9 protein-coding genes are annotated in these 10284 nt (G+C 45.7%); 4 read left to right on the top strand and 5 right to left on the bottom strand.

Annotated features, from left to right (window positions below; translation table 11 throughout):
• Window positions 1-65 precede the first annotated feature (65 nt).
• Window positions 66-1219, top strand: a protein-coding gene (locus OEU88_RS16485; RefSeq protein ID WP_262694959.1) for an IS3 family transposase whose coding sequence is annotated in 2 segments (ribosomal slippage) — window positions 66-306 and window positions 306-1219 — 1155 coding nt in all. Because the reading frame shifts where the segments join, the coding sequence is not laid out codon by codon here.
• 186 nt (window positions 1220-1405) lie between these two features.
• The gene (locus OEU88_RS16480) at window positions 1406-2698 is read left to right on the top strand and encodes a M20/M25/M40 family metallo-hydrolase (protein ID WP_262696312.1); all 1293 of its coding nucleotides are present in this window, start codon (window positions 1406-1408) and stop codon (window positions 2696-2698) included.
• Between the two features lie 6 nt (window positions 2699-2704).
• Here the strand turns inward: OEU88_RS16480 and OEU88_RS16475 are convergent, their stop codons facing one another.
• From OEU88_RS16475 to nhaB, 3 genes are all read right to left on the bottom strand, one after another.
• A complete protein-coding gene (locus OEU88_RS16475; protein WP_262696311.1) occupies window positions 2705-3154 on the bottom strand; it encodes a PaaI family thioesterase in 450 nt (149 codons plus the stop codon).
• 78 nt (window positions 3155-3232) lie between these two features.
• Window positions 3233-3784, bottom strand: coding sequence for a cold-shock protein (locus tag OEU88_RS16470; RefSeq protein ID WP_262696310.1), 552 nt, complete (start codon window positions 3782-3784; stop codon window positions 3233-3235).
• Between the two features lie 152 nt (window positions 3785-3936).
• Window positions 3937-5523, bottom strand: coding sequence for a sodium/proton antiporter NhaB (gene nhaB, locus OEU88_RS16465; protein ID WP_262696309.1), 1587 nt, complete (start codon window positions 5521-5523; stop codon window positions 3937-3939).
• A gap of 232 nt (window positions 5524-5755) precedes the next feature.
• On the opposite strand from nhaB, the gene OEU88_RS16460 reads away from it, so the two are divergent.
• On the top strand, window positions 5756-6715 hold the full coding sequence (locus OEU88_RS16460; RefSeq protein ID WP_262696308.1) for an XdhC family protein: 960 nt from the start codon (window positions 5756-5758) through the stop codon (window positions 6713-6715).
• The gene (locus tag OEU88_RS16455) at window positions 6705-8300 is read left to right on the top strand and encodes an NTP transferase domain-containing protein (protein WP_262696307.1); all 1596 of its coding nucleotides are present in this window, start codon (window positions 6705-6707) and stop codon (window positions 8298-8300) included. The genes OEU88_RS16460 and OEU88_RS16455 overlap by 11 nt, the downstream gene beginning before the upstream one ends.
• On the opposite strand, the gene OEU88_RS16450 is transcribed toward OEU88_RS16455, so the two are convergent.
• On the bottom strand, window positions 8281-8919 hold the full coding sequence (locus tag OEU88_RS16450) for a regulatory protein RecX (protein ID WP_262696306.1): 639 nt from the start codon (window positions 8917-8919) through the stop codon (window positions 8281-8283). The two genes, OEU88_RS16455 and OEU88_RS16450, sit on opposite strands and share 20 nt — an antisense overlap.
• Window positions 8909-10117, bottom strand: a complete 1209-nt coding sequence (locus OEU88_RS16445; RefSeq protein ID WP_262696305.1) for an aminotransferase class V-fold PLP-dependent enzyme — start codon at window positions 10115-10117, stop codon at window positions 8909-8911. Before OEU88_RS16445 ends, OEU88_RS16450 begins: the two co-directional genes overlap by 11 nt.
• Window positions 10118-10284: the final 167 nt, after the last annotated feature.

The raw sequence follows: 10284 nt of genomic DNA, 5'->3' as shown, positions 1-10284 counted from the left end.
TGAGATGCCCCTAGATTTGTAGACACCTTGTTCATTATAAAATGGAAGCAAGGAGTTTATAGATTATGCCGATAGGTGTTCGTTATACAGAAGAATTCAAGCGCGATGCGGTCGCTCAGATCACAGACCGAGGGTACAGCGTCAAAGAGGTGGCTGAACGGCTTGGTGTTTGTACAAAGTCCCTTTATGATTGGAAGAAGCTTTTTTCAAAGCCAAGCAAGGAACGCAAGCAGGAAGCTGCTGACAGCGCTGAGATCAGGCGGTTAAAAGCTGAGTTGCTTCGAGTCACCGAAGAAAGAGATATCCTAAAAAAGGCAACGGCGTACTTCGCAAGGGATGCGTAGTGAAGTACGCCTTCATTCAGGCGCACCAAACTGTGTTTCGTGTGCGGGTGATGTGCCGCGTCCTGAAGGTTCATCACAGTGGTTTCTATGGCTGGGTCAAGAAGCCTCTCAGTAAGCGGGCCAGAGATGACAACCGGCTTATCGGGCTCATCAAACAAGCCTGGCTTGAGAGTGGTTGTGTTTATGGATACCGCAAACTTCATGACGACCTGCGGTCGCTCGGTGAGACCTGCTGCCCGAACCGTGTGGCACGACTGGCAAGCATTGCGGGCGTCAAAGCACAAATAGGCTACCGGCGCAAAGCTGGTTTTTACGGTGGCAAACCTGCGATTGTTGCAGCCAACAGATTACAGCAAGACTTCAAAGTGGCCCTGCCAGATCATGCCTGGGTCACGGACATTACGTATATTCGCACGCATCAGGGGTGGCTATATCTGGCCGTTGTCATTGATCTTTATTCCCGCCGCGTGGTGGGTTGGTCTATGCAACCCCGTATGCAGATGGATTTGGTGTTGAGTGCCTTGCTGATGGCTGTCTGGCGTCGCAAACCAAAGCAAAAGGTGATCATTCATTCTGATCAGGGCAGCCAGTTTACAGGCCATGAGTGGCAGAAGTTCCTCGGCGCTCACAATTTGGAAGCCAGCATGAGCAGGCGCGGCAACTGCCATGATAATGCTGTTGCTGAGAGCTTTTTCCACCTGTTAAAGCGCGAACGCGTCAGGCGCAAAACCTACGCAACCCGCAAGGATGCTCGCCAAGACGTCTTCGATTACATCGAAATGTTTTACAATCCAAAAAGAAAGCATGGTAACAACGGGTTGTTGTCTCCCGTCGATTTTGAACAACAAACTAAAATGAAATCGCAAGGTGTCTAACAAACTAGGGGCATCTCAAACATATTTAACCAACAATGAATATGAATTATTCACAGATAATCTTGATAGACATAACTCTATTTTAACCTAACGCTAATTTAATTACTTGGCTTTCATTTAACACGTTTTAAGGTGGCACATTGAAAACCAGCCATCACTCTGTTGAATTCAAGTGGAAGAAATCAAATGTTGCTAAAATCATTGTCGTTAATTTCTGTGATCTTGATTGGTGTTGGTGGTGCAAGTGCAACCAATGACAAAAAAGAGAAACTTCTCAACGCAATTGAAAGCAACCTGCCACATGCTCTCAAAACCCTCCAAAAGTCAGTAAACATCAATAGTGGAACGATGAACTTCGAAGGAGTTAAGGCAGTTGGTGATCTATACCAACGAGAACTGGATGATATTGGCTTCCAGACCCAATGGATTGATGGCAGCGTATTTAACCGAGCAGGTCATCTGGTTGCTGAATACGGCACAAAAGGCCCTAAAATTCTTATGATTGGACACCTCGACACTGTTTTTTCTCAAGAAGATGCCTTTCAAAGCGCAGAAAACCTGTCCAATGATTTAATTAAAGCACCAGGCATCACCGACATGAAGGGCGGCGATGTTATCATTATTGAGACTGTGCGGGCGCTAAAGGCAGCGGGTGTACTTGATGATGTAAGCATTCGTATTGTTATGACAGGTGACGAGGAAGCCAGTGGCAAACCACTTGCTAAATCAAAAAAAGCAATCATTGACGCTGCCATATGGGCTGATATTGCGCTGGGATTTGAAGACGGGGACAGTAACATCAAAACCGCGGTTATCGCCCGCAGAGGTAGTGTGAACTGGTCTCTTGATGTTGTTGGGCGCCCTGCCCACAGTTCACAGATTTTCACTGATAACGTTGGTTACGGCGCTATTCTTGAATCTGCACGCATACTCAATAGTTTCAGAGAAGAGCTATCTGTCATTGAAAACCTTACTTTTAATCCAGGTCGCATCGCAGGTGGCACCCGCATTAATGAAGATAACGCAACTGCAACAAGTACAGCTTTTGGTAAAAGCAATGTCGTTTCTAAAACATTGCGTGTAACCGGCGGCATAAGAGCCCTATCGCCAGAGCAATTAGCTGACGCAAAAGCGAAGATGCAGAGCATAGTTGCAGCCAGCTTACCGCATACATCGGCTACACTCGCCTTTGAGGAAGGTTATCCACCAATGGCGCCCACACAGGCAAATAAACAGCTTTTGGCTCTATACAGTGCTGCCAGCAAAGAACTGGGATACGGTGACGTGACAGCAGTGAAACCGCGACAAGCCGGTGCCGCAGATATCTCCTTCGCAGCCGATCACGTTGATATGGCGCTTGACGGGCTTGGTCTTATGGGATCTGGCGGTCACACAAAAGAAGAAATTGCCGACATGACAAGTTTCAAGAAAAACATCCAAAAAGCAGCATTGCTTATTCTTAAACTATCAGAAAAGTAGGCAACCTCACCTGCGGCGAATAAGCTTAAACAAGCCTTGAGTTGAAGCAACAATCCGCGTTTCTGTTTTTATGGTACCATTTACGGCCACCATATCCTCACCAACAGCGTACGGATTTGCTGTTCCGAACACCCATTCACCTTCAAAAGCCGGACCAACAAAGTCCGTTGTGCAACGAACAGTCACGAATGGAGGGTCGGCGAGATCACCTACACCGCGAGCCAATAATATATCCGCAAAAGTCATGATCATACCGCCGTGCACAGCGCCGCCTGCATTCGTATGCTTCGCCATCACGCGAAAACCGCGCTGAAAAACACCATTATCTACTTTTTCGAAAATCGGGCCATTTTCCCAACCAAAAGCAGAGGTTGAAACAATGGGTGCATATCCGCTTGGTGGGTTGGCAGCAGCAACCATTACAGGCGTTGCCCTCTTACCTTGGGGCATTTTCATCACGCTGCCCTAAGAATTTGAGGTAAGTCACGTAAATTCGCTATTTCAAGCAACATAATGAGTCAGACTGACTATTGACTACGCATCACCTGGAAGAGCAATTTGTGCAACGAGCAAGCCACGTTCACCCGTCCCTATACGCACACGCACTTCCTGTGTTGGCTCAAGGTCTGTCAGACCTGCCCTTCGCAGCGTCTCAATGTGCACAAAAATATCCTGTGTGCCTTCACCGCGCGAAACAAAGCCATACCCTTTGGTACGATTAAACCATTTCACAACGACATCTTCAAAGTCAGGCGAAACATCAACATCCATTCCCGGGTGTGAAAACGAAGAACGCCCAATATCCTCAGGAGCCACCGCTGTTGACAGGTCCAATGAATGAACGACGCTTGCTTGGCGTCCCTTATCACGAGCAACTGCGTCACAGTCGACAGTTGTTCCTTCCGGAACCGACCGCCGGCCAACGTCTCTCAAGACTGAAAAATGCAAAAGAACATCTGCGCCGCCGTCATCTGGCACCACAAATCCATACCCCTTTACCGCATCAAACCACTTAACTGTTCCGGTTATACGGTTAACAACTTCGACCGCCTGTTCTTCCGAACATAGCGTACTCCGGCCGTCCATCTGGTTTCCCCCTTAGAAACACTGAACATGCACTAACATGTAGTTCATTCGAAGATGCTAGTATTAAAAAACAGCGCCCGCAACTGTTTTGTCGCGAGCGCTGAGACGCAACCTCTTGTTTAGAGGTCAATTTTTCCGACTTTAAGCTCTAATCAGTGACCAGAATCCTTAACAGCCTCCACTGTGCTAGCAGAATGATGCTCAATTAAATGCGCATCATAGAGCATGTCGGTAGCTGGCACCAACAGGTGCGCTACAGCGAAATAACCAGTGATTGCCATCGTGATTGTATACGGCAGCGCCATAGTCACCATCTTCATGTATGAGAGGCGAATAAGCGGCGCGAGTGCAGATGTTAATAAGAACAAAAACGCAGCCTGACCGTTAGGTGTGGCAACTGACGGAATATTCGTTCCTGTATTGATAGCCACCGCCATAAGGTCAAAGGTATCACGGCTTATTGTGCCCGCCGCCAGCGCATTCGCGGTTTCAGTCACATAGACAGTTGCCACAAAAACATTGTCCGAAATGGCCGATAAGGCACCATTTGCCACATAAAGCATCGTGATTTGCCCTGTGCCTTCCAGGCTAAGTACAAAATTTGTGATCGGCGCAAAAAGCTGTAGATCACTAATTACACCTACAACAGCAAAGAATACGACAAGCAGGGCAGTAAAGGGCAATGCCTCTTCAAATGCATGGCCGATCTGATGCTCTTCCGTAACGCCAGTAAACGCTGTTGCCAGAACGATTACAGAAAGACCAATCAAACCAACAGATGCCAGATGGAACATCAATCCGATGATTAACCATAGGCCAACCAATGCTTGAGCGGTGAGTTTTGCTTTATCTGCTGATGTACGACGTCCACTTTCGTATATATCGTAATCGACAAGAACAGCCATAACCTTGGGTGGAATTTTAGAGCCGTAACCAAATTTACCTGTAATCTCGAGTAAGGCACACGTAATAAGGCCCACGATCAAAACTGGTATTGTTACAGGTGACATACGCATAAAGAATTCAATGAATTCCCAACCAGCGCGTTCCCCGATCAGCAAATTTTGAGGCTCGCCAACGATTGTCATAACGCCACCAAGCGCAGTACCAACCGCCGCATGCATCATCAAACTACGCAAAAATGCACGGAAACCTTCAAGGTCGTCCTGATTGAACTTATCCAATTCGCCGTCATGCATATGATCATGATCATGATCAAATTTCTTACCCGAAGCCACCTTATGGTAAATTGAGTAGAAACCTACAGATATAGCGATAACCACGGCTGTAACAGTTAAGGCGTCAAGAAAAGCAGATAAAAATGCAGCAGAAAATGAAAATAGTAATGATAACAATACCTTGTTACGTACATGCACCAAAATTTTGGTAAATACAAACAACAGCAAGCTTTTCATAAAGTAAATGCCGGCAACCATGAATACCAAGAGAAGAATTACCTCAAGGCCACCTTCAATTTCGTGCATTACCTTACCAGGTGTTGTCATACCAAGCGCAACCGCTTCAATAGCGAGCAAACCGCCAGGCTGCAGCGGGTAGCATTTTAACGCCATCGCAAGCGTGAAGATAAATTCAAGAACAAGAACCCACCCAGCCAAGTATGGATCAACGCCGAAAAACAAAATCGGGTTGATGATTAAAAATACTAAAATCGTCCATTTATACCAGTCTGCGGAGTTCCCTAGAAAATTCCGCCCTGCTGGATTCGCGAAAAGTGACATACTTGTCCCCTATATTAGATGTCGCTTGAATTCAGATGTTCCATCAGTTTCTATGCTGCTACGCCACTCAAATCAAGCATGTCGATATGGAATATACATATAACGCAGGCCTGACCTTATCCGTTCATCCTACAATAGCACACCATTCATCGAATTTAATTAACACCGGTTGTTTGGATCAAATCTTCGTCTTAGATTAACCGAATAACGAGATAATAAGGAAAACAGCAGCGTGGCACGAGAGTTACTAACTGCACAAAAATGGATTGAAGCAGGCCACACCGTCATATTGGCTATAGTTGCACGCACATGGGGTTCAGCGCCGCGACGTGCAGGCAGTTTGATGGTTGTGCGTGATGATGGCACGTTTGAAGGTTCTGTTTCTGGTGGGTGTGTGGAAGGCGCTGTCATTTCAGAATCCACAGCCATATTGAATCGCTCGCTACAAATAAAATCAAAAAAAATGGTTTTCAGCGTTACCTCTGAAGATGCTTGGGACGTTGGCCTTGCATGTGGTGGTGAAATTGAGGTTCGTCTGTTTCCAATTGCGTCAGATAGTTACTCAGCGATTGAAGCGGCATGTACCGCAGTAAAGAGGCGCAATTCGGGTGTTCTAACATTTGATGTTTCTGTTAACTCTATGGTTTTTAAGGAAATGCTTCACCCACCAGCAAAACACACCCCGCATGAAGAAGGTGATAGCTTTGTTACGCCTGTCATTCCATCATTACGGTTATATATTGTCGGTGCAGTTCATATAGCTCAGCACCTTGCCGTTATGGCTGAAGAATGCGGATTTAGTGTTCTGATTATTGACCCCAGACAGGCCTTTACTGAAAATAGGACATTTGGCACAGCAAAAATGATCAATGCATGGCCTGATGAGTTCTTTGCCAATAATAAACCTGATGTAACAACAGCTGTGATTACATTAACTCATGATCCAAAACTGGATGATGCTGCATTAAACACAACGCTCAATTCAGATGCATTTTATATCGGTTGCTTGGGCAGCAGGAAAACACATGCGAAACGTATCAAAAGATTAAGCGAACTGGGGCATACAGAAGATATACTAAAAAAAATAAACGGCCCTGTTGGCTTGAACATCGGCGCAGCAACTCCTGCTGAAATCGCTGTTTCCGTCCTTGCACAACTCATTGAAACAGCGCGTCAAACCCATGAAATTTGAATGGCGGAACATAACATCATCTGTAGGCTGGTCATTGGCACACAGCCTCACTGTTGCTGGAAAAAAATGGCATAAAGGCTCCACACTTACCGAGGAAAACATAAAGCCTCTTTCCGCCTTGGGCGTTGAGAACGTTCAGGTTTTTCTACTCGGCGCAGATGATATAAGTGAAGATGAAGCAGCAGAAACCGCGGCTAACCATATTTGCGGAAAAGGGTTGAATGTCGTTCCTGTGGGACGCGGACGTGCAAATCTTGTTGCAACCACTGACGGTATTTTCATTCCTGATAAAGCTATCGATAGCATTAACTTGCTTGATGATGCGTTTTCCGCAGCTTCGTTGCCATCGCACACAGCTGTATATTCCGGCCAACTAGTTGCGACAATTAAAGTCGTGCCGTATGCCGTGTCAAAAGTAGTTTTATCCAAACTGACAACACATGATACAATGGCTCAAGTACATGCCTATAAGAAACTTAAGGCTTTAGCGATCGTCACAGGCAGTGATATAACGGATAAAATCAAACATACTCTTCAGCACCGTTTAAGCCGACTCAACAGCAACATTGAAGACTACAGGGTCGTTGCACACAACCAGACTTCCGTAACAGAAGCTATAAATGACCTTAAGCGCTCTGATGCAAACCTTATTCTTTTGCTCGGCGTATCGGCTATTAGTGACCATCGAGATGTTATTCCTGCCGCACTGGAAGCTGCAAACGGCAAGATAATCAAGCTCGGCATCCCCACTGACCCTGGTAACTTACTCATGTTGGGGCAGCTCTGCGGAAAATACGTAATAGGCTTACCAGGGTGCGCGCGTTCCCCTGCCCTTAATGGGTTGGATTTTGTTTTAGAGCGAATTGCCGCAAACTTACCCTTAGGCCATCGAGAGCTCACACTTATGGGCACTGGTGGCTTGCTCAAGGAAATGCCAGAAAGGCGAGTACCTCGTGCGCCGATAATTAAAACTACCAGCTCCACCTCCATTACATCAGTCGTTTTGGCAGCTGGCAAAGCTAACCGCGCACAGGGCATCAGCAAACTGTTATCAAAAATTAAAGATCGCTCTGTTTTAGAAACAACGATCACAAATATAGCAAAACAGTCCAAATCAGCCATACATGTAGTTACGGGTCATAATGCCCAGGCCTTAAATGATATTCTAACCAAGCTTAATGTTACTGTTGTGCATAATGCTGAATATGAAAGAGGTATGGGCGTTAGCCTCGCTAGTGGTATAGATAGCCTTAAAAACAAACCAAGCTATGCAATGATCTGCCTTGCTGACATGCCATTTATCAGGGCAGATACGTATGAAAAACTTACGCTCGCAGCGCAGCAAGCACATGAAGGTGCAATACTTATCCCAACATTCCACGGTAAGCGAGGTCACCCTGTAGTGTGGCATCAGCAATATTTTAATAAGCTTATTGCGCTGAATGCCGATATTGGTGGTAAGCAAATCATACAGGAAGCCCGAGAGCATGTCATTGAAGTGCCTGTTGAGGATGCGGGGATTTTAATTGATCTGGACACACCTGAAATGCTCAAGCAATTTGGTGTTACACCAGTAGATCAATGATATCATCTTCACTCATATCAAGCGTTGTTTTCACTAGATCATAACGAAAACCCGCACGCATCATTGATGCAATCTCTTTTTCGCGCTTTTCTTCAAGTTTATCATTAACCCGGCGAAAAGGACCAAAACGCCTGCGTTTTACATATGCTGCGGCTGCGCGTTTGTCTGGCTCTATATCGTCATCACCCGACAAGTTATTGATCACATCCGAAGCTAGATCTTCAGCAACACCTTTAAATTTAAGATCCTGAAGAATAATGCGCACAGGCTTACCTTTGCGTAGAAGACCTGCTGCGCGTTGCTTGGCATACTGTGCATCATCAACATAGCCAAAACGCACACACTTCGCGACGACACTAATAATCCACTGTTGTTGTTCGTCAGTGACCGGCGCGTGTTCTTCATTGCGTCGCCGGACTTTGCGCTCCAACACTTTAACAAGATTGCTTTCAGAACTACTAAACCGCCCAAGATAATGTAGCGCAGCCCGCTCAATGTAACCTTCAGTTACCTTCGTTACCCGGTTTTTCTCTGGGCGCTTCTCAGGACGCTCTTTCTTACTGCCCTGGCTATTATCCGGGCCATCAGCGCCAATTTTATTCCACTTCTTATCTTCCATTTTGGATATCACCCAGCGCAGACAAAAAATCATCCATCGCAATCTTGGGCGTGTAATAATGCGGCGACACACGCACGGCCTCGTGGATATCACGCACTTCATAATCAAGGCGCGTATGAGCTTGTTTGGCAACCTGAACTGCAATTCCACGCTTTTCCATACGTGACTTGACTTCAGCAGGCTTAATACCATCAATATTAAAAGTAATGATCGCTGATTTTGCACTTTCAGGGCATACCATTGATACGCTGTCAAGAGCCGCTAAAGAGGTACGCAGGTAAGATGCGTTGTTACGAATTTGTGCTGTGGCGCGCTCTACCCCAAGTTCCAATAAATAATTAATAGCAGCGCCAAAACCAACCTGGTTTATAACACTACGCTCCCAAGCTTCAAAAATACGAGCATCGTCGCGCAGACTATATGCATCAAGCGATGACCACTCAGCGGACATGTTAGTTAAAATAACAGGTTCCATTTGAGAACGCGCTTGTTCATTTACATACAAAAACCCGATACCGCGCGGACCACGCAGAAATTTTCGAGAGGTTCCCGTCATGATGTCGCAGCCTATTTGCTTAACATCAATTGGAACATGACCGGTAGATTGACACGCATCTAGTTGGAATAAGACGCCTTTTGCTTTAGCTAAACGGCCAATTTCTGCTGCTTGAATAATTTCACCACTAGAAGACGGCATGTGGCTAACACTAATTAAACGTGTGTTTGCGTCTATCAAAGATTCCATATGGTCAATATCAATGCCGCCTCCTGGAAGAGAGCGCGCAACACGAATTTCAACACCTTTGTTTTTGGAAACCTGTAAATAGGCAATGTAATTTGCGCAATATTCATTATACGCAGTGACGATTACATCGCCCTTCTTAAACGGAAGACTATAAAAAGCCTTGGTCCAGCCATCAACGGCATTACCAACAAATGCATAGTCAGAAGTTTTTCCGCCTAAAAGTTGTGCCAAGGCATGATAGCTGGCTTCCAGAGCTTCTGTCTGTTGCTCTTGCGCAACATACCCACCAAACTTGACCTCTCGGTCAAATGCTGCCTGCATTGCGTCAATAACAGCTACTGACATAAAAGATGACCCGGCACTATCCAAGTGGTTCCGCCCAGCTAAACCAGGGGTTTCAGCGTAAATACGAGATAGTGTGTCTTCGCAAAATTCAGATACAAAATGTGACATTATTTAGCCGTATTCCTCACTTAAATGCTGTTACATACCGATCACTTAACCAAAATTAACTTGCGAAGAAGCTTCACAAATTGTAATTCAGCCGTAACAAACATGCGCACAACCGATCATTTATGAACGGTAGATTTTAAGTCGAATGCAAGTTATTTTTGACATAT

It is taken from the genome of Kordiimonas aquimaris, assembly GCF_025574485.1.
GTDB classification, from domain to species: Bacteria; Pseudomonadota; Alphaproteobacteria; order Sphingomonadales; family Kordiimonadaceae; genus Kordiimonas; species Kordiimonas aquimaris.
The sequence above is the reverse complement of the archived record's forward strand: the minus strand, read 5'-3'. Positions and strand labels throughout refer to the sequence as shown.

What these genes read in the sequence shown, in the direction of transcription:
- OEU88_RS16480 (WP_262696312.1), top strand. Translation starts at nt 1,406, where the DNA reads ATGTTGCTAAAATCATTGTCGTTAATTTCTGTGATCTTGATTGGTGTT.
- OEU88_RS16475 (WP_262696311.1), bottom strand. Translation starts at nt 3,154, where the DNA reads ATGAAAATGCCCCAAGGTAAGAGGGCAACGCCTGTAATGGTTGCTGCT.
- OEU88_RS16470 (WP_262696310.1), bottom strand. Translation starts at nt 3,784, where the DNA reads ATGGACGGCCGGAGTACGCTATGTTCGGAAGAACAGGCGGTCGAAGTT.
- nhaB (WP_262696309.1), bottom strand. Translation starts at nt 5,523, where the DNA reads ATGTCACTTTTCGCGAATCCAGCAGGGCGGAATTTTCTAGGGAACTCC.
- OEU88_RS16455 (WP_262696307.1), top strand. Translation starts at nt 6,705, where the DNA reads ATGAAATTTGAATGGCGGAACATAACATCATCTGTAGGCTGGTCATTG.
- OEU88_RS16450 (WP_262696306.1), bottom strand. Translation starts at nt 8,919, where the DNA reads ATGGAAGATAAGAAGTGGAATAAAATTGGCGCTGATGGCCCGGATAAT.
- OEU88_RS16445 (WP_262696305.1), bottom strand. Translation starts at nt 10,117, where the DNA reads ATGTCACATTTTGTATCTGAATTTTGCGAAGACACACTATCTCGTATT.